General features: G+C 72.7%; 14 protein-coding genes and 1 pseudogene. 9 read left to right on the top strand and 6 right to left on the bottom strand.

The genetic code is table 11. The features are described from left to right. The 3 genes from AB0I45_RS00700 (at window position 1) to ccsB (ending at window position 3,607) form a co-directional block, all read left to right on the top strand. Window positions 1–777, top strand: coding sequence for a cytochrome c biogenesis protein CcdA (locus tag AB0I45_RS00700; protein ID WP_137318018.1), 777 nt, complete (start codon window positions 1–3; stop codon window positions 775–777). A 34-nt stretch (window positions 778–811) separates the two neighbouring features. After that, window positions 812–2,386 carry a cytochrome c biogenesis protein ResB gene (locus AB0I45_RS00695; RefSeq protein ID WP_247618278.1) on the top strand — a complete coding sequence of 525 codons (1,575 nt, stop codon included), beginning with the start codon at window positions 812–814 and terminating at the stop codon, window positions 2,384–2,386. 63 nt (window positions 2,387–2,449) lie between these two features. After that, on the top strand, window positions 2,450–3,607 hold the full coding sequence (ccsB, locus tag AB0I45_RS00690) for a c-type cytochrome biogenesis protein CcsB (RefSeq protein WP_137318017.1): 1,158 nt from the start codon (window positions 2,450–2,452) through the stop codon (window positions 3,605–3,607). Window positions 3,608–4,019: 412 nt separating this feature from the next. Here the strand turns inward: ccsB and AB0I45_RS00685 are convergent, their stop codons facing one another. Then, the gene (locus AB0I45_RS00685; RefSeq protein WP_295688491.1) at window positions 4,020–4,481 is read right to left on the bottom strand and encodes a PLD nuclease N-terminal domain-containing protein; all 462 of its coding nucleotides are present in this window, start codon (window positions 4,479–4,481) and stop codon (window positions 4,020–4,022) included. A gap of 51 nt (window positions 4,482–4,532) precedes the next feature. Between AB0I45_RS00685 and AB0I45_RS00680 the strand changes: the two genes are divergently transcribed. Then, entirely contained in the window at window positions 4,533–5,063 is a 531-nt protein-coding gene (locus AB0I45_RS00680; RefSeq protein WP_360316006.1) for a DUF4229 domain-containing protein, read from the top strand. Here AB0I45_RS00680 and AB0I45_RS00675 read toward each other — a convergent pair. The 3 genes from AB0I45_RS00675 to AB0I45_RS00665 all read right to left on the bottom strand — a co-directional run bounded on the left by AB0I45_RS00675 (window position 5,031) and on the right by AB0I45_RS00665 (window position 8,639). Beyond that, entirely contained in the window at window positions 5,031–5,966 is a 936-nt protein-coding gene (locus AB0I45_RS00675; RefSeq protein WP_137318015.1) for a 1,4-dihydroxy-2-naphthoate polyprenyltransferase, read from the bottom strand. The genes AB0I45_RS00680 and AB0I45_RS00675 overlap by 33 nt on opposite strands. Before the next feature lie 232 nt (window positions 5,967–6,198). Continuing rightward, the gene (locus AB0I45_RS00670; RefSeq protein WP_360316001.1) at window positions 6,199–7,527 is read right to left on the bottom strand and encodes an AMP-binding protein; all 1,329 of its coding nucleotides are present in this window, start codon (window positions 7,525–7,527) and stop codon (window positions 6,199–6,201) included. A gap of 182 nt (window positions 7,528–7,709) precedes the next feature. Beyond that, window positions 7,710–8,639 carry a 1,4-dihydroxy-2-naphthoyl-CoA synthase gene (locus tag AB0I45_RS00665; protein WP_360315998.1) on the bottom strand — a complete coding sequence of 310 codons (930 nt, stop codon included), beginning with the start codon at window positions 8,637–8,639 and terminating at the stop codon, window positions 7,710–7,712. 70 nt (window positions 8,640–8,709) lie between these two features. On the opposite strand from AB0I45_RS00665, the gene AB0I45_RS00660 reads away from it, so the two are divergent. Beyond that, window positions 8,710–9,855: an o-succinylbenzoate synthase gene (locus AB0I45_RS00660; RefSeq protein WP_360315995.1), complete on the top strand. Its 1,146-nt coding sequence runs from the start codon at window positions 8,710–8,712 to the stop codon at window positions 9,853–9,855. Here AB0I45_RS00660 and AB0I45_RS00655 read toward each other — a convergent pair. After that, window positions 9,764–11,413, bottom strand: coding sequence for an alpha/beta hydrolase family protein (locus AB0I45_RS00655; RefSeq protein WP_360315992.1), 1,650 nt, complete (start codon window positions 11,411–11,413; stop codon window positions 9,764–9,766). The two genes, AB0I45_RS00660 and AB0I45_RS00655, sit on opposite strands and share 92 nt — an antisense overlap. Before the next feature lie 280 nt (window positions 11,414–11,693). Here AB0I45_RS00655 and AB0I45_RS00650 point away from each other — a divergent pair, with 280 nt between their 5' ends. Then, window positions 11,694–13,412, top strand: a complete 1,719-nt coding sequence (locus AB0I45_RS00650; RefSeq protein WP_360315989.1) for a thiamine pyrophosphate-binding protein — start codon at window positions 11,694–11,696, stop codon at window positions 13,410–13,412. Window positions 13,413–13,422: 10 nt separating this feature from the next. Here AB0I45_RS00650 and AB0I45_RS00645 read toward each other — a convergent pair whose 3' ends face one another. Then, on the bottom strand, window positions 13,423–14,880 hold the full coding sequence (locus tag AB0I45_RS00645) for an isochorismate synthase (protein ID WP_360315986.1): 1,458 nt from the start codon (window positions 14,878–14,880) through the stop codon (window positions 13,423–13,425). Between the two features lie 81 nt (window positions 14,881–14,961). Between AB0I45_RS00645 and AB0I45_RS00640 the strand changes: the two are divergent. The 3 genes and pseudogenes from AB0I45_RS00640 to AB0I45_RS00630 form a co-directional block, all read left to right on the top strand. Next, a pseudogene (locus AB0I45_RS00640) lies at window positions 14,962–15,651 on the top strand (demethylmenaquinone methyltransferase); the annotation flags it as partial. A 197-nt stretch (window positions 15,652–15,848) separates the two neighbouring features. Further along, on the top strand, window positions 15,849–17,156 hold the full coding sequence (locus tag AB0I45_RS00635) for a geranylgeranyl reductase family protein (RefSeq protein WP_360315983.1): 1,308 nt from the start codon (window positions 15,849–15,851) through the stop codon (window positions 17,154–17,156). Window positions 17,157–17,230: 74 nt separating this feature from the next. Then, window positions 17,231–18,292, top strand: a complete 1,062-nt coding sequence (locus AB0I45_RS00630) for a polyprenyl synthetase family protein (RefSeq protein WP_137320285.1) — start codon at window positions 17,231–17,233, stop codon at window positions 18,290–18,292. The last annotated feature ends 27 nt before the right edge of the window (window positions 18,293–18,319 follow it).

The following is an 18,319-nucleotide window of genomic DNA, read 5'->3' as shown; positions in this document are numbered from 1 at the left end:
GTGCCTGACGTCCTCGCCGGAATCGGATCGACCTTCGCCCAGACCGCGCTCGACGGCCCGCTGCTCGCCGCGATCGCGGTCGCCGCGCTCGCCGGGGCCGTGTCCTTCGCCTCGCCGTGCGTGCTCCCGCTCGTGCCCGGCTACGTCGGCTACGTCACCGGGCTGTCCGGCGATGCGCTGAGCGACCGGCGGACCGGCCGGGTGGTGCTCGGGATCAGCCTGTTCGTCCTCGGCTTCGCCGTCGTGTTCGTCGCGCTCGGCACCCTGTTCTCCGGCCTCGGGATGATCCTCGCGCCGTGGATCGACCTCGTCACCCGGATCATGGGTGTCGTCGTCATCATCGCCGGCATCGTGTTCCTCGGCGGCCTGCGGATCTTCCAGCGCGAGGCCCGCATCCACGCCCGGCCGCGCGCCGGCCTGTGGGGCGCCCCCGTGCTCGGGGCGACCTTCGCGCTCGGCTGGGCGCCGTGCATCGGCCCCACGCTCGCCGCCGTGCTCGCGCTGTCGACCGGTTTCGGGGCCGAGGGCGGCCTGTGGCGCGGCGCGCTCCTGACCTTCGTCTACTGCCTGGGTCTCGGCATCCCCTTCATCCTGCTCGCCGTCGCCCTCCACAAGGGGATGGGCCGGGTCGCCTGGCTGCGTCGGCACCAGCGGACCATCGTGCAGGTCGGCGGCGCCATGCTCATCCTGCTCGGCATCCTCCTCGTCACCGGCCTGTGGACGCGCTGGATCTACAGCCTGCAGGGACTCATCTCCGGGTTCGAGATGGTGATCTGAGACCGCCATGAAGCGAGAGGAGACGAACGCGCCCGTGACGCGCACGAACGAGACGGCCGACCGGCAGGGATCCGGGTCCGCTGCGAAGAAGTCCGGCGCCAAGGCCGCGCCGGCGGACATCGGCACGATCGGGATGCTGCGCTGGGCCTGGCGCCAGCTCACCACCATGCGGGTGGCGCTCATCCTCCTCCTCATCCTCGCGCTCGCCGCGATTCCCGGATCCCTGTTCCCGCAGCGCATCCAGGATCCGGGCCGAGTGACGCGCTTCATCGAGGAGAACGGCCGCTGGGGGGAGATCCTCGACAGCCTCCAGGTCTTCGACGTCTATTCCTCGTTCTGGTTCTCCGCCGTCTACATCCTGCTCATGATCTCGCTCGTGGGCTGCATCCTGCCGCGCACCGCGCAGCACTGGAGGGCGATGCGCGCCCGGCCGCCCAAGGCCCCGCGCCGGCTGACCCGGATGCCGGGCTACGCGACCTTCCCACTCGGCGACGACGACCCCGCGGACCTCCTCGACCTCGCCGAGGAGCGGCTGCGCAAGCACGGCTACCGGACCGCCCGCAACGCCGACCACATCGCCGCCGAGCGCGGCTATCTCAAGGAGACCGGCAACCTCGTCTTCCACGCCGCGGTGCTCGGCACCGTCATCACCATGGCGGTCGGCGCGCTGCTCGGCTACTCCGGCCAGCGGGTGCTCGTCGAGGGCGACACCTTCACGAACTCGCTCGTGTCCTACGACTCGTTCGAGCGCGGCACGTACTTCGACGCCGACCGGCTCGACGACTACCGGCTGCGGCTCAACTCCTTCACCTCGACCTTCGACGACGAGGCGATCGGCAACCAGTTCGGCCAGCCGCGCAGCTTCGAGGCGGACATCACCGCGTTCCACGACGGCGCGGAGACCCAGCACCGGGTGCGGGTCAACGAGCCGATCCGGATCGACGGCAGCCGCATCTACCTCACCGGCAACGGCTATGCCCCCGTCCTGACCACCCGCGACGCCGACGGCGACGTGACCTTCTCCGGGCCCGTCGTGTTCCTCCCGCAGGACGGCGTGTACACCTCGCGCGGGGTGCTCAAAGTGCCCGATGCTTCCCCGGAGCAGCTGGGCTTCGTCGGCATCCTGCTCCCCACCGCCGCGCTCAACGACGACGGGGAGCTCGTGTCCGAGTTCGCGGAGCTGCGGAACCCGTACCTGGTGATGAGCGCCTACGCCGGCGACCTCGGGCTCGACGACGGGGTGCCGCAGTCGGTGTACGAGCTCGAGGCGGAGAACATGGCCGAGGTGATCGACCCCGCGGGCGTCCCGGTCACCCTCCAGCTCGCCCCGGGGGAGACCACCGATCTCCCCGGCGGCCACGGGAGCGTGACCTTCGAGGGCGTGCAGACCTTCATCGCCCTCGACATCCGCCACGACCCCACGCAGGGGCTCCTGCTCCTCTTCTCCACCCTGCTGCTCGCCGGCCTCGGGCTCTCGCTCTTCATCCCCCGCCGCCGCGTGTGGGTGCGGGTGAACGGGGCCGAGGTCGAGGTCGCCGCGCTCGCCCGCGGCGAGGACCCCAGGGTGGAGCAGACCGTGGAGGACCTCGCAGTAGAATTGAACGACTGACCGCCGGAACCGCCGGGCGCTCCGTCAGCGGAGCGCCGCCAACCTCGTAGGGGATACGCACCCATGGATGTCGATTACGAACTCGCCAGCTGGTCGAACCTGCTGACCTATTCGGCGATGGCGGTGTACGCGATCGCGTTCATCGTCTACGCCTTCGACCTGTTCGGCGGGCAGCGGCTCCGCTCCACCGAGGCGGCCTCCGGCGACCGGAAGGCGACGGCGAGCGCGCGCGGGGCCGGGGCGGCAGATCGATCGGGTGCGCGGGCGGATGCCCGGACGAGCGCACGCAGCGGGGTGCGGCGCACCTCGCGCGGGGCATCCGTCGCCGTCCTCGACGAGGCCGACACGACGACCGCGGAGGCCCCGGCCTCCGGCGGCCCGGCGGGCGGCGCCGGTTCCGGTGGCCGCGGCGGCGTGAAGGGGCGCGCGAGCGGCGGCGATGCGGCGGAGGCGCTCGACCTCGGCCCGCGCTCGCGGAAGCTCGCGCGCATCGCGACCTCGCTCACCGTGCTCGCACTCGTGCTCCACGTGGGTGCGGTGCTCACGCGCGCGCTGTCGGTCATGCGGGTGCCGTGGGGCAACATGATGGAGTACGCGATGACCGCCGCGGCCATCGCCGGCATCGTCTACCTCGTGGCGCTGCGGTTCCGCGACATGCGCTACCTGGGCACCTTCGTCACCGGCGCGATCCTCGTCACCCTGGGTGTGTGCATCACCGTGTTCTACACCCCGGCCGCCCAGCTCGTGCCGGCGCTGCAGAACTACTGGATCTACATCCACGTGCCGATCGCGATCCTCTCCACCGCGCTGCTGTCGGTCTCTGCGGCACTGGCGCTGTTCCAGATCTGCAAGGCCTGGTCGGAGTCGCGCGGCTCGTCGCGCCGTCTGGCGTTCATGGACCGGGTGCCGAGCAGCGGCGACATCGAGCAGGTGTCCTACCGGATCGCCGCGGTCGGCTTCATCACCTGGACCTTCACCCTCATCGCCGGTGCGATCTGGGCCGAGCTCGCCTGGGGCCGGCCGTGGGGCTGGGACTCCAAGGAGATCTGGACCTTCGTCGTCTGGGTCATCTACGCCGCCTACCTCCACGCCCGGGCGACCCGCGGTTGGGGTCCGACGAAGGTCGCCGTCCTCAACCTCATCGGCATGGCCTCGCTCGTGTTCAACTTCGCGATCGTCAACGTCTACTTCGACGGCCTCCACTCCTACTCCGGCATCTGACCCAGCACTCAGTTCACGAAGCTTGAGCACTCAATTCACGAAGGTTCCTGAGAGCGAAACCGCAAGATTCTGCGATCTCACGGCGGGTGAGGAGGGCGGACCCTCCGGCGGAGTTCGGCCCCACCGCAGCGGAGTCCGAACCCTCCGGCGGAGCCCGGCCCCACCGCAGCGAACTGCGCGGTATCCGAAATCAGGCGCGCAATTGCGCGCGTGAATCCGGATACTCCGCGGTTGGACGAAGCCCTGCCAGTGCGTGGTCGGGATCGGGGCGAAGTCGCGGGTCGATAGGGCGCCGCAGTCATGGTGTCTGTCCCCGCAACGAACTGCGCGGTATCCGAAACCAGGCGCGCAATTGCGCGCATGATTCGGGATACCGCGCAGTCGGGTGAAGTGCTGCTTGCTGCTCCGGAGCTCAGCTGCCGGGCTTGGGATCCTGACCGTCGCCGGGCGCGGGACCGGTGGCACCGCTGCTCGGGCCGTTGTCCGGGTCGGCGTCCGTGCTCTGCTCCTCGGTCCGCTTCTCGTTCCGGCCCGCGGCCGAGGTGCCGTGCTTCTCCGCACGGGCGCGCTCCTCGGCCTCGGCGCGGTGCCGGCGGCGACGCTTCTCCGCCTCGACATCGTCGGCGATCCGGCGCAGGAACTCGGGATCGTCGTCGGGGGCGACCGGGCCGGACTCCGCGCGCGGCTTGAACGAGGACCGTCCGAACACGTACCAGAGGACGACGCCGAACACCGGCACGAGCAGGATGACGAGCGCCCAGGCCCACTTGGGCATGATCCGGATGTGCTCGCGGTCGCGCAGCAGACAGTCGAACACCCCGTAGAGGGTGATGGCGGTCAACAGGACGATCGCTCCGACGAGGATTCTGGGCATGCCATCCAGCGTAATCGACCGACCTGGGAAGCCACTAAACTCGGAGGCATCATGCAGAACATCGTCGTGTACTCCCTCATCCGCCTCGTCCTCCTCGCCGCCACCGTGGGCATCGTGTGGTGGATCGCCGGGATCTCGCTGCTGAGCACGCTCGCGGCGATCATCATCGCCACCCTGCTGAGCATCCTGCTGCTCGGCGGAGCACGGCGGAAGGCCACGTCGACGATGGAGAGCTGGGACGGCGAGCGGAAGCAGCGCCGGGCCGCCCGCCGCAGCGCCGTCGCCCCGGATTCCGACGAATCCGTCGAGGACGCCGCGCTCGAGGACATCTCCGGTCACGTGGGCGCACCGAGCGAGGCGGCCGAGGCGCGCGCCGAGCAGGATGCGCAGGTCGAGGAGGGTGGATCGGATCGCTCCGCTGCCGAGGGTCACGTCGCAGATTATCCCGCGGCCGACCGTCCGGAGACAAACCCTGCTGCTGCCGGCCGCCCGGTCACCGATCTGCCTGTCTCCGGCCAGCCCGGCACCGATCGCCCGGCAACCGACCCGTCAGAGAGCGAGGCCGAGCGCGAGGAGCGCTGAGTACGTCAGGGCCGTGAGCCCGGTGTTCTTGATCGGCGGGATGAGCGCGGTGCCCTGGGATCCGCTGAGCACCGTCTGCAGCGGGCCGATCGCGAGCACGAGCGAGAGCGCGGCGAGGACCGCCGCCGGGTGGCCGGACAGGATCGGCACGAGGAGCAGCAGGTACGGGACAGCGACGAGCAGGGTGTAGGCCGCCCGCGCCCGCTGATCGCCGAGCAGCACCGCGAGCGTCGTCTTGCCGGCCTCGGAGTCGGTGGGGATGTCGCGGAGGTTGTTCACCATGAGCACGGCGCACGAGAACAGGCCGATCGCCACCGCTCCCGCCCATGCTGCCGGGGGCAGCTGCTGGATCATGACGTAGGTGGTGCCGAGCGTGGCGACGAGCCCGAAGAAGATGAAGACGAACACCTCTCCGAGCGCGTAGTAGCCATAGGGGTGGCTGCCGCCGGTGTAGAACCACGCGGCGAGCACCGCGAGGATCCCCACCGGGACGAACCACCAGGACTGCGACACGAGGACGAGCACGATGCCGGCGAGCGCGGCGACTCCGAAGGAGATGAACGCCGCCCGCTTGACGGCTCCGGGCGGGGCCGCGCCCGAGGCGGTGAGCCGCTGCGGGCCCACCCGGACGTCGTCGGTGCCGCGGATCCCGTCGGAGTAGTCGTTGGCGAAGTTCGAGCCGATCTGCAGGCCGAGGGAGACGATGACGGCGAGCAGCGCCCGGAACAGCAGGGTGCCGATCCCGAGCTCGGGCCGGTCGGCCGGATCCACGGAGCCGATGATGAGCGAGGAGAACCCGCCGATCGCCCCGAATGCGGCGCCGGTGCCGATGAGCACCGGTGCGATCGCGAGCGGCAGGGTGCGCAGCCGCGCGCCTTCCGCCCACTGGGCGATGGTGGCCATCGCACCTCTTTCCTCACAGCTGACGAAAACCGACGTCCTCATGGTACCGACGTGCAGGTGAGGGACCTCGGGCGGGTGGGTTTCAGGTTGATAACCATTGACCCGCGCATGTGCTCCCCGGCCGATCGCCGTCGACCTGCCGGTTCCGATCGACGACACGCCGGGCGCGCGTGCAGGAGCGGCAGGTCGACGGTCGGGAGGTGACCGCTGGTGCCGGTCGACCGTGGATCGCTCAGTTGGGGCCGAGGAGCTCGCCGGCGAGGCGACGGGCCGCGGCACGATCCGGCTTGCCGATCGAACGCACCGGCAGACTGTCGACCGCGTACACGTGGCGCGGCAGCGCATGACGGGGGAGGGTGCCCGCCGCGAGGTCGCGCACCTGCTCGGTGAGCTGTTCCGCCGCCGAGGCGCCCGCCCCGGACACGGTTCCCGTGCCGGGCCCCGGCGTGGCCTCGGGAGCCGTCCCGGCGTCCACCCCGGTCCCTGCACCTCCCGTTCTGCGGTCACCGCTCCTGGCACCGGCGGCCGGGCTCAGCAGTGCGACGAGCGCTTCGCCCCACTCCGGGTCCGGGACGGAGGTGACGAGCACCTCCGCGATGCCGTGCGGCTCGAGCAGGGCGAGCAGGGTGTTCTCCACCGCGTGCGGGGAGACGTTCTCCCCGCCGGTGATGATGACGTCGTCGGCGCGGCCGAGGATCTCGAGGACGCCCGCGTCGAGTCGGCCGAGATCGCTCGTGAGGAAGGACCGGGCGCCGGTCGCGGTGTGCCCGAACCCGGTGCCCGAATCCGGCAGAGCGATGAGCCGCAGCCCGTGGTCGGAGTCCTCGACCCGCAGGTATCCGTCGGCGACGACGGGGCCGGCGAGCGCGACCCGCCCGTCCTCGATCGTCACGGCGACCTCGTCGAAGTGGTGCCCGTCGTACACGCAGCCACCGCAGGTCTCGCTCATCCCGTAGGTCCGCACGATCCGCAGCCCGGCGGCCTGCGCGGCGGTGAGGAGCGCCGGCGAGATCGCCGAGCCGCCGAGCAGGATCGCGTCGAAGGCGCGGGCGGCGTCCTGCGCGCGCGGGTCGGCCATGATCCGCACGAGCTGGGTGGGGACGAGCGAGGTGTAGAGCGGGGTGCGCGCCGCGGGGCTCCTGCGCCCGCCGGATTCCTCGCTTCCCGCAGCCTCTTCGGCCCCCACCGTCATCCGGCCGACATCGGCGGCGAACCCCTCGGCGGTGAACCGCCCCTGCGCCACCACCGGCTCGGTGCCGGCGAGGATCGAGCGCAGGAGCACCTGCACCCCGGCGATGTGGTTGTCCGGCAGCGTGAGGTACCAGCGACCGGGCCCGGCGAGGAACCGCTCGGTCGCCCGGGCCGAGGCGGTGAGCGCTGCCGCGGAGAGCGCCACGGCCTTGGGAGCGCCTGTGGAGCCGGAGGTGAAGAGCACGAGCGCGGGGTGCTCGCGCCCGGTGCCGGCGGGATCGTAGCTCGCCGGGTCGACGACGCGGAGCTCTCCGCCGCGGTCACGGGGGAGGACGACGGCGACCTCGCCGGCGAGGGCACGCCGGAGCACGGCCAGGGTGGCCTGCGGCGAGGGTGCGTTCCGCTCACCAGATGCGTCCGCCGCCGGCCCCGTGCTGGCCGGCCCCGTGCTGGCCGGCCCCGCGTCCGCTGCCGGCACCGCGCTCGATGTTCCCGTGCTCCGAGCCTCGGCTGCGTCCGGGGCCTCGGCTCCGCTCAACCCGCCCACCGGGCTCAGTAGTACCAGGGGTAGGGCGACCAGTCGGGGTCGCGCTTCTCGAGGAAGGCGTCGCGGCCCTCGACGGCCTCGTCGGTCATGTAGCCCAGGCGGGTCGCCTCGCCGGCGAACACCTGCTGGCCGACGAGCCCGTCGTCGACGAGGTTGAACGCGAACTTGAGCATGCGCTGCGCATTGGGCGACTTGCCGAGGATCTCGCGCGCCATGGTCAGGGCCGCGGTCTCGAGCTCGGCGTGGTCGACGACCTCGTTGACCGCCCCCATGTCCGCCATGTCCTGCGCGGAGTAGGTGCGGCCGAGGAAGAAGATCTCTCGCGCCTTCTTCTGCCCCACCATCTTCGCGAGATAGGCGGAGCCGTAGCCGGCGTCGTAGGATCCGACGTCCGCATCGGTCTGCTTGAAGCGTGCGTGCTCGCGGGAGGCGATCGTCATGTCGCACACGACGTGGAGGCTGTGTCCGCCGCCGGCCGCCCAGCCGGGCACGACCGCGATGACGACCTTGGGCATCATCCGGATGAGCCGCTGCACCTCGAGGATGTGGAGGCGGCCGGCGCGCGCCGGGTCGACGGTCTCCGCGGTGTCGCCGCTCGCGTACTGGTACCCGGAGCGGCCGCGGATCCGCTGGTCCCCGCCGGAGCAGAACGCCCAGCCGCCGTCCTTGGGGCTGGGCCCGTTGCCGGTGAGGAGCACGCAGCCGACGTCCGGGGTCTGGCGCGCGTGGTCGAGCGCGCGGTAGAGCTCGTCGACGGTGTGCGGTCGGAAGGCGTTGCGCACCTCGGGCCGGTCGAAGGCGATCCGGACGCATCCCAGATCGCTGCCGTCGGGGTCGAGGGCGCGGTGGTAGGTGATGTCCGTGAAGTCGAATCTGGACACCTCCCGCCAGGCGCTCGGGTCGAAGATCTCGGACACGGTGCTGGTCTCGGTCATGGGCCCCAGCATATCGGCGGCTCGCCGGGCCGTGAGACAGTGTCCCACCGGTGCGCCCTAGCATGGGGGCATGACCACACGCGACGGCAGCGCTGGACACCCCGGTCGAAGTGTGGGGGATTCGGCGATCGGTGGTGGTGCTGTTGCCACCACTCGAAGCCGAAAGTCCCACACTCCGGGGGCGAACATCGCCTTCGCCGCGCTGCCCGCCGACCCGCGCGAGGTGTTCTCCCGGATCGCCGTCGTGTCCCTGCCGATGGTCACCCGCTTCCGCGGCATCACCACCCGTGAGGCGATGCTCGTCGAGGGCCCGGCCGGCTGGGCGGAGTTCTCCCCGTTCGTGGAGTACGCGGTGCCCGAGGCGTCCCGCTGGCTCGCCGCCGCCCTCGAACACGCCTGCACCGAGCCGCCGCCCCCGCAGGTCGACGCGGTGCCCGTCAACGGCACGATCCCCGCCTGCCCGCCGGGATCCGTCGCCGAGGTCGCCGCTCGCTACTCCGGTGTCTGCACCTTCAAGATCAAGGTCGCCGAGCACGGCCTCGACTCGCTCGCCGAGGACTGCGCCCGGATCGAGGCGCTGCGCACCGCGGCTCCCGGAGCGCAGGTGCGCCTCGACGCCAACGGCCGCTACACCGTGGCCGAGGCGCGCACCGCGCTGCGAACGTTCTCCCGGTTCGAGCTCGACTACATCGAGCAGCCGGTGATGGACGTCGAGGACCTGGCCCGGGTCCGCGCGGACGTGGACCGCGCGGGCCTGGGGATCCGGATCGCTGCGGACGAATCGATCCGCAAGGCCTCGGACCCGCTGCGGGTCGCCGCGCTCGGCGCCGCCGACGTCATCATCGTCAAGGTCCAGCCGCTCGGCGGCGTGCGCGCCGCGCTCAACGTCATCGGGGCTTCGGGGCTGCCGGCGGTGGTGTCGTCGGCGCTCGACACTTCGGTGGGGCTGAGCGCCGGAATCGCGCTCGCCGCGAGCCTGCCCGCGAGCGCCCGGCTGGGTGAGGGCATCCCCGCGTGCGGTCTGGGGACGAGCGCCCTGTTCCACTCCGACGTCGCGGACCCGGCGCTGCGCGCCGCGGGCGGGGTGCTGCCGGTCGGCCGGGTGACGCCCGCGGAGGAGCGGCTCAGCGCGCTCGCCGCGGCTCCGGACCGGGTGCGCTGGTGGACGGATCGGCTGCAGCGCTGCTGGGACCACCTGCGGACCTCTCCGCACTGACCGGACCCGAGAACGCCTCCGCGCCGGAGCGCGAGCCCGTGCCCATGCCGGAGCCCGTACCGGCTGCCGCATCGGCGCCCATCGCGTCCTCGGGCGAGTCCAGCGGGGTGATGCTCACCGTGGTGAGTGCGTCCTGGCCCCAGGTGCGGAAGTGGCGGGTGCGCTTGCCGGGGACGATCGGGTCGTGGAGCGCGCCGGCCATCCGGCCGGTGAGCTCCAGGCGCCCGTCCGCGTCGGCGGCGAGATCGTAGACGTTCTCCGCCAGCGGCGAGGAGATCGCGATCCGGTAGCGCTGTCCGGGGTGGTAGAGCGCCGGCGTGCGCACGCGGAAGGTGCCCGCGCCGTTGAGCGTGAAGGACGCCGGGGTGACCTCGGCGAAGGTGACGAGCTGGGCGCGTCGCCGCGAGATCGCCACATCCCAGCCGTGCACGGCGAACACCGGCTCCCCGGTGACGTAGGTGAAGGCCGCGCCGTCGTGCACGCCTCGCGCGCCCGCAGCCACCGGTTGCTCGTCGCGCAGACCCGGTCGCCCGGCGCCTGCCGCCGAGGTGCCCCGCCGGCTGGGATCGTCGAGCGCGGCGAGCCATTCGGCGAGCTCCCGCTGCCAGGCGAACCAGTTGTGGAGGCCGGTGGCGCGCGGCGACCAGGTGTGGTCGATCCCGAGCTCGGTGAGGCGCTCGTGGAACTTCAGCCCGTGCTGGTTGACCGTCGCCTCGAGGACGTCGACGTGATCCTCGTCCTCGTCGTCCGCATGCGGAGTGCCGGAGCCGGCGGTGAACCACAGGTCGGTGCCGGCGAGGTTGGGCGCCAGGCTCATCGGCGAGTTCGCCTGCCATTCGGCGAGATCCCGCTTGGGGTCGCCGAACAGCGACTTCGCGGCCCCGCCTTCGCGCAGCGCGATGATGTCGAACAGCGGCACCGCGGAGAGCGGGTCGAGCGGGGAGGAGAACGCGGCGGCCGCGCAGTAGCGGTCGGGGTGCTGGGCGGCGTACTTCATCGCCCCGTACCCGCCCATCGACAGGCCGGCGAGCAGCGCCCCCGAGCGCTCCGGGTTCACCGAGTAGCGGTCGGCGATGAAGGCGGGCAGCTCCGCGGTGTGGAAGGTCGGCCAGTCGAGGGTGGTCTCCGTGCGCTCGCCGCCGCCGATCGTGTGGCGGGAGTACGAGGCGGCGCCGGCATCGGGCATGACGACGAGGTACGGGCTGTCCGCCGTGAGCTGCTCGGCGGCGCCGAGGTCGGTCCACGACCGGAAGTCGTCCCCGCCGCCGTGGAACAGGTAGATGACGTCGGCGACCTCGCTCGGCCGGCCGGGCAGGAGCACGCGCACGCCCACGGTGCGCCCGAGTGCAGGGGAGTAGACGAAGAACTCGCGCAGCCGGGCCGACAGCTTGCGCTTCTCCCGCACATGGAAGGTCGCCGTCGCCTCGCCCGTGGGCTCGGGTCCGAGGAAGCTCAGGGTCTGGTTGCGGCCGGGGAATTCCCCGGCGCGGGTGCGGGCAGCGGTGAGTACCCGCACGAAGCGGGCGCCGACGGAGAGCATGAGGGAGCGGGAGTTCATGGAGGATCCTCGAGGTGGAACGTGGGGTTCTGGGTTCTGGGTTCTGGGTTCTGAGTTCTGCCGGTCGGAGGGTGCGGGGCGGCGCACGGCCGGCAGGTGCGCGGCCGACCGAGCGCGCGGTCCGCAGCGCTTCGCGCGGGAGATCGGGGGAATCGGAGGGCGGAGATGGACGCGGGGTTGCGAATATACCTCCCGAAGGTGAACGGACCACCCGGAGAATCCGGAGAGCTCGCTCGGAATCCGCCGCATGATCGCTGCGCCCCATGATTGAATCGAGGCGATGAACACCTCCACCGCGACCGCCCGCGCCCTCGTCTCAGCCCTGCTCGCCGCCGGGGTGCGCGACGTCGTCGTCTCCCCGGGTTCGCGGTCCGCCCCGCTCACCTACGCCGTCGCCGAGGCGACCGCCGCCGGGCTCCTCGACGTCCGGGTGCGCATCGACGAGCGCGAGGCCGGCTTCCTCGCCCTCGGCATCGCCAAGGGCCGGCGGGCCGCCGGGACCGAGCGGCCGGTGGCCGTGGTGACGACCTCCGGCAGCGCCGTCGCCAACCTCCACCCCGCCGTGCTCGAGGCGTCCTACGGCTGCCTCCCGCTGCTCGCCCTCACCGCCGACCGGCCCGCCCGCCTCCGCGCCACCGGCGCCAACCAGACGATCGACGACCAGTCGCTCGTACTCAGCGACGTGCGCGAGCGCTTCGACCTCACCGCCGGCCCGGATGCCGCGGCGCTCGCCGCGGACGTCGCGGCCACCGCAGTGCGGCTGAGCATGGGCGAGGGATTCGCCGGGGGCCGCCCGCCCGGCCCCGTCCAGCTCAACGTCCAGTTCGACGTGCCGCTGGTCCCGGACGCCGCGGATCCGGACGCCTGGTGGGGATCGAAGGCGCGCCTCGAGCGCGAGCCGGTGCCGCTCGACTCCGCCTTCGTCCGCACGGTCCTGCCCGCGCTCGCCGGTGAGGTCGCGGCGCTCGGCGGGGATGCCTTCGGGCTGTCGGCGGAGCGCCTCGGCGGGCTCCTCGCGGAGTTCCGGGTGCCGGTGCTCGCCGAACCGTCCTCCCCGCTCCTGCGCTCGCCGCACCTCGTCACGGATCACACGCGCGTCCTCGATGCCCGCGGCGACCTCGTCGAGCGCATCACCGATCTCATCGTGCTCGGCAAGCCGACGCTGTCGCGCCAGGACCAGCGGCTCCTCAGCCGTCCCGGGCTGCGGGTGCACCGCGTGCAGCCCGACCTCGACCAGGTGGCCGGAGAGGAATGGCAGGCCGCGCTCGCCCAGGCCCTGCCCGAGGTGCCCGCCGGCCGCGACGCCTGGACCGCCGCCTGGCTCGACGCGGCACGCACGGTCCAGCCCGATGAGCATTCCGCCCCGCCGGCGACCCGGGGCGGCACACCGCACGCAGACCTCGACGACGACCCTGCCCACCTGGACGATCCCGCCCACCTGGACGACCCTGCCCACCTCGACGGCTCGGCCCCGCTCACCGGCGAGGCCGCCGCCGCGGCGGTCGCAGGTGCCCCGGGCACGGTGTACATCGGGAGCTCGAACGCGGTGCGCTACCTCGACCGGGTGCTGGCCCCCGGAGCGCCGGTGGAGGTGTTCGCCTCCCGTGGGCTCGCGGGGATCGACGGGCTCGTCTCCACCGCGATCGGCTTCGCCGCCGGCAGCGGACGCCCGGTGCGGCTGCTGCTCGGCGACGTGTCGCTCCTCCACGGCATCGGCGGTCTGCTCCGCGAGGCCGAGGAGCCGCTGCCGCCGGTGCAGATCTTCGTCCTCAACGACGACGGGGGCGCGATCTTCGCCGGCCTCGAGCACGGCCGGCCGCACCTCGCCGCGCACTTCCCGCGCTTCTTCGCCACCGCGCACGGCCGGACCTTCGCCGAGCTCGCCCGCGGCTACGGGTGGCCCTACGCGGTGTGCCGGACGACCGCGGAGGTCGGCGCGGTTGTGGCGACCGGCGAGCCGGGGGTCTACGAGATCCCGATCGTCCCGGTGCTGGGCTGAGCCGGTACCCTCAGCGCTCGACCCCGAGCGCGCGCTTCATCGGGGCGAGCTTCGCCTCGGTCTCGGCGAGCTCGAAGGCCGGGTCGGAATCGGGCATGATCCCGGCGCCGGCGAACAGCCGGATCCGGTTCGGCGCCTCGAGCTGACCGCAGCGCAGCGCGATCCCGAACTGGCCGTTGCCGCGCTCGTCGACCCAGCCCACGGGCCCGGCGAAGCGGCCCCGGTCTGCGCCCTCGAGCTCTTCGATGACCTCGAGCGCCCGGTCCTTGGGGAAGCCGCCGACCGCCGCGGTCGGGTGGACCGCCCGGGCGACCTCGAGCGCGGTCGGGCAGCCGTGCTCGCCCCGGCGCAGCGTGCCGTGGGCGTCGGAGGCGAGGTGGATGACGGTGGCGAGCTGGAGCAGATGAGGCTCGGCGTCGACGTGGAGGTCCTCGCTCACCGTCGACAGGCTCGCGGCGAGCGAATCGATCGCGAAGGCGTGCTCGCTCGAATCCTTCGCGGAGCCCAGCTGGGCGCGGGCGGCGGCGATCTCCTCGGCCGGATCGCCCTGCACCTGGTAGGTGCCGGCGAGCACCCGGGAGGTCACCTGTCCGTCGGTGACGCCGATGAGGAGCTCAGGCGTGGCGCCCACGAGCCCGGCGACATCGAACGTCCAGCAGGTCGGGTAGGCGGAGTTGAGGCGGCCGAGCACGGCGCGCACATCGATCTCCTCGTCGGTCTCGACGACCTCGTCGCGCGCGAGCACGACCTTGCCGAGCGGCTCCCCGGCTGCGGGCCCGGTCCCGGCGGACGTGCCGCCCCCGGTCGAGGCGCCCGCCCCGGCCGGTGTGCCCGGTGCGCCGGCCGCTCCCGCCTCGGCCCCGGCTCCCGTGCCCGCCTCGGCGCGGAGGCGCTCGACGGCCCGGGCGACGATCTCGACGTAGTCCTCCGGGGTGACATGGCCCGGCCGGGTCCGCGGAGCGCGCGGGGGAGCGAGCGGCGTGTGGGAGAGCGCGAGTCCGCCGGCGTCCTCGGGATCCCCGGGCGTGGTCACGGCGGTCAGCCACACCCGGCCGTCGCGGCGGCCCATGACGAAGCGCGGGATGTCGATGACCGAGGCGGTCGCCGAGTGTGCGGAGAAGGCGAGCGCGGCGAACCCGATGAGCCCGGAGCCCGGCAGCCCGACCTCGTTGTCGACCTCGGCCGCGGCGGCGATCTCCTGCCAGGCCGCGGACAGCGCATCGAAGCGGTCCGGCCCGGCGGCGCGCAGGCGCAGCGCCCGGCCGATCCCCACGAGACCCGCGGTGCCGCGCACCCAGCAGCTGAAGCCCGATGGCGGGAGCTGGGCGAGGAACTCCTGGGGGCTCGCCGGCAGGCCCTGCACGAACGGTCGGGGAGCCTGCGGGCTCACGCCGTCGATGAACCACGAGCGCACCGCGAACCCGGGTGCCGGGGCCGGCATGCCGGCGGTGACGTCGAAGGTCTTCATCGCCCTCGATCCTAACCGGGACGCCGATCGGCCGGGACGCCGATTGGCGCGCGGGTGCGCTCCCTTGAGACCATGGGACGCATGACTCGCGCGCGGCTCGACAAGAAGAAGACCGATATGGCGTCGATGTTCGACGGCGTCGCTCGGCGCTACGACATCACCAACGATGCGATGACCTTCGGTCTCGCCCGACTGTGGCGCCGGGAGATCACGAAGTCCGTGGACCCGCGGCCCGGCGACCGGATCCTCGACCTCGCCGCCGGCACCGGGGTGTCCTCGGTGCCGCTCCAGCGCGCCGGCGCCCAGGTGGTCGCCGGGGACATCTCGGAGGGGATGCTCGACGTCGGCCGGCAGAAGCACCCGGAGATCGAGTTCGTCTACGCCGACGCCACGGACCTGCCGTTCGACGACGATTCCTTCGACGCCGTGACGATCACCTACGGCCTGCGCAACGTGCAGAACCCGGAGCTCGCCCTCCACGAGATGCTCCGCGTCCTCAAGCCCGGCGGCCGCCTCGTCATCGCCGAGTTCTCCACCCTCGAGTCCGCGCCGCTGCACACCGTGTACTCGGAATACATCATGGCCGCGCTGCCGGCGATCGCCCGCGCCGTGAGCTCGAACCCCGACGCCTACGTCTACCTCGCCGAGAGCATCCGCGAGTGGCCCGACCAGGTGACGCTGGCCCATCTCATCCGCGACGCCGGATTCGACCAGGTGAAGTACCGCAACCTCACCGGCGGGATCGTCGCCGTCCACCACGCGCTCAAGCCGCAGGCCGGGGCAGAGGCGCCCGCCGCACCGTCCGCTGCCCGCAGCGACTCCGACGGATCCCGCGCCGACGCCGGCGATACCGGCCCCCGGAGCGGTTCCGACGACGCCCCTGCCCGCGACAGCGCCTCCGACGGCGACCACGACGTCGAGGTCCGGCTCGCAGTCGAGGCCGCGGACGCCCGCCCGGAGCCGGGTGCATGACCACCACCATCGACGCCGACGTCATCGTCGTCGGCGCCGGACCGGCTGGCTCGACGGCCGCGGCGCACCTCGCCCGCGCCGGGCTCGAGGTCGTCATCCTCGAGAAGTCGTCCTTCCCGCGCGACAAGGTGTGCGGCGACGCCCTGACCCCGCGCGCCGTCCAGGAGCTCGATCACCTGGGATTCGCGACCCCGGAGGCGTCCGGCTGGCACCGCAACCGGGGGCTGCGGCTCATCGGCGGCGGCCACCGGCTCGAGATCGACTGGCCCGAGGTCCAGGGAGTCCCGTCCTACGGGCTCACCCGCGCCCGCTCCCGCCTCGACGAGGAGCTCGCCCGCCACGCCCAGGCCTGCGGCGCGCGTCTGTTCGAGCAGGTCCACGCCTCGGAGCCGGTGTTCGGCGCCGACGGCTGGGTGCGCGGGATCAAGGCGACCGGGACTGACCACCGCGGTCGCAAGGTCGGGCCCGAAGCGCTGTTCCGGGCGCCCACCGTGATCGCCGCCGACGGGGTGTCCGCGCGGATGGCGATCGCGCTCGGCATCGAGAAGCGCGACGACCGGCCGATCGGCGTGGCCGTGCGCACCTACCACTCCTCCCCGCGGCACTCCGAGGCCTACCTCGAGAGCTGGCTCGAGCTGCGCGCCCGCACCGATGCCGGTGCGCTCGGCGAGCCGATGCCCGGCTACGGCTGGCTGTTCCCCATGGGCGACGGCACCGTCAACGTGGGCCTCGGCATCCTCGACACCTCGCCCCAGTTCGGGAAGGTCGACTACCGGGCGGTGCTCCGCGACTGGATCGCCGCGATGGGCGAGGAGTGGTCGATCGGGGAGGAGACGCGGCTCGAGCCCGTGCGCAGCGCCGCCCTGCCGATGGCCTTCAACCGCACCCCGCACCTCAAGCAGGGCGTGCTGCTCGTCGGGGACGCCGCCGGGATGGTCAACCCGTTCAACGGGGAGGGCATCGACTACGCGATGCTCAGCTCCCGGCTCGCCGCCGAGGTCGTCGCCACCTACGCCCGGTACCCGGAGCGGATCCGGCGGGAGAAGCTCGCGGAGTACCCGGCGCTCGTGCGCGGACACCTCGGGAGCTATTTCACGCTCGGCCGGGTGTTCGCCGCGCTCATCGGCAGGCCCGAGATCATGGCGCTGGGGATCAAGTACGGTATGAGTGTCGACACCCTGATGCGTTTCGTCGTCAAGCTCTTGGCCAATCTGTATCAGGACTCGGCGGTGCGCGAGCGCGATCTGTACGATCGCCTCATCACCGCTCTGACGACCGTGGTCCCCGCGACCAGCAATGACTGAGCAGCGAAGCGATGACTGAGCGCCGCGCCCCACAGCGCGCGGCGCCCGAGCCCCTGAGGACGATTGAAGAGGACATGACGAACGCCGCCGAGACCTCGCCCACCCCGGTGGAGCACGGCACGCGCGAGGCGCGGCCGCTGACCCCGGCGGCGTTCGTGCAGGCCGACTCCGCGCTCGCGGAGCGGCTGGCGGACCGACTGGTGCGGATCGAATCGCTCCTCAACGCGGTCGTCGAGCAGGCGAGCGCGCTGCCCGACGAGGCCTGCCACCACCTGCTGCGCGCCGGCGGCAAGCGGGTGCGCCCGCTGCTCGTGCTGCTCGCCGCGGAGTTCGGGGAGTCCGACCGGGTCGACGTCGACCGGGCCGCGGCCGCCGTCGAGCTCATCCATCTCGCCACCCTCTACCACGACGACGTCATGGACGATGCGCCGATGCGCCGCGGGGCGCCCGCCGCCCACACGGTGTGGGGCAACAGCGTCGCGATCCTCACCGGCGACCTGCTGTTCGCCCGTGCCTCCCTGCTGACCTCGCAGATGGGGACGGCCGCGGTGCGGCTGCAGGCGGAGACCTTCGAGCGCCTCGTGCTCGGCCAGCTCCACGAGTTCACCGGGCCCGCCGACGGCATCGACCCGATCGACCACTACCTCGAGGTGCTCGGCGACAAGACCGGGTCCCTCATCGCGGCCGCCGGCGAGTTCGGGCTGCGCTACTCCGACGCCCCGGGCGAGCTCATCGCCCCGCTGCGGGAGTACGGGGAGAAGGTCGGGGTGGCGTTCCAGCTCGCCGACGACCTCATCGACCTCGTGTCCGACGGTGCGAAGTCCGGCAAGACTCCGGGCACCGACCTGCGCGAGGGCGTGGCGACCCTGCCCGTCCTCTACGTCCGGCAGGACGCCCGGGCCGGTGACGCCGCCGCCCGTGAGGTCGTCGCGCTGCTCGAGGAGGACCTGGGCTCGGACGCCGCGCTCGAGCGCGCCCGGCAGGCCCTCGTCGCGCACCCTGCCACTGCCCGGGCCCGGCGCGCCGCCGAGGCGTGGGCCGAGGATGCCGTGGCCGCGCTCGCCCCGGTGCCCGACGGCGAGGTCAAGGACGGGCTCGTCGAGTTCGCCCGCTCCGCCGTCACCCGCGCCGCCTGATCCCGCAGGGGTGCACCCGGCCCTGCG

Origin of the sequence: Brevibacterium sp. NPDC049920, from assembly GCF_040656435.1 — a bacterium.
GTDB lineage: Bacteria > Actinomycetota > Actinomycetes > Actinomycetales > Brevibacteriaceae > Brevibacterium > Brevibacterium pityocampae.
Note: the sequence above shows the minus strand (reverse complement) of the source record. Positions and strands in the feature narration are given on the sequence as shown.

Coding starts and splice junctions, on each gene's coding strand:
- AB0I45_RS00630 (WP_137320285.1), top strand. CDS start 17,231: ATGACGAACGCCGCCGAGACCTCGCCCACCCCGGTGGAGCACGGCACG.
- AB0I45_RS00635 (WP_360315983.1), top strand. CDS start 15,849: ATGACCACCACCATCGACGCCGACGTCATCGTCGTCGGCGCCGGACCG.
- AB0I45_RS00655 (WP_360315992.1), bottom strand. CDS start 11,413: ATGAACTCCCGCTCCCTCATGCTCTCCGTCGGCGCCCGCTTCGTGCGG.
- AB0I45_RS00675 (WP_137318015.1), bottom strand. CDS start 5,966: ATGGCCACCATCGCCCAGTGGGCGGAAGGCGCGCGGCTGCGCACCCTG.
- AB0I45_RS00685 (WP_295688491.1), bottom strand. CDS start 4,481: ATGCCCAGAATCCTCGTCGGAGCGATCGTCCTGTTGACCGCCATCACC.
- AB0I45_RS00660 (WP_360315995.1), top strand. CDS start 8,710: ATGACCACACGCGACGGCAGCGCTGGACACCCCGGTCGAAGTGTGGGG.
- AB0I45_RS00645 (WP_360315986.1), bottom strand. CDS start 14,880: ATGAAGACCTTCGACGTCACCGCCGGCATGCCGGCCCCGGCACCCGGG.
- AB0I45_RS00680 (WP_360316006.1), top strand. CDS start 4,533: ATGCAGAACATCGTCGTGTACTCCCTCATCCGCCTCGTCCTCCTCGCC.
- AB0I45_RS00650 (WP_360315989.1), top strand. CDS start 11,694: ATGAACACCTCCACCGCGACCGCCCGCGCCCTCGTCTCAGCCCTGCTC.
- ccsB (WP_137318017.1), top strand. CDS start 2,450: ATGGATGTCGATTACGAACTCGCCAGCTGGTCGAACCTGCTGACCTAT.
- AB0I45_RS00665 (WP_360315998.1), bottom strand. CDS start 8,639: ATGACCGAGACCAGCACCGTGTCCGAGATCTTCGACCCGAGCGCCTGG.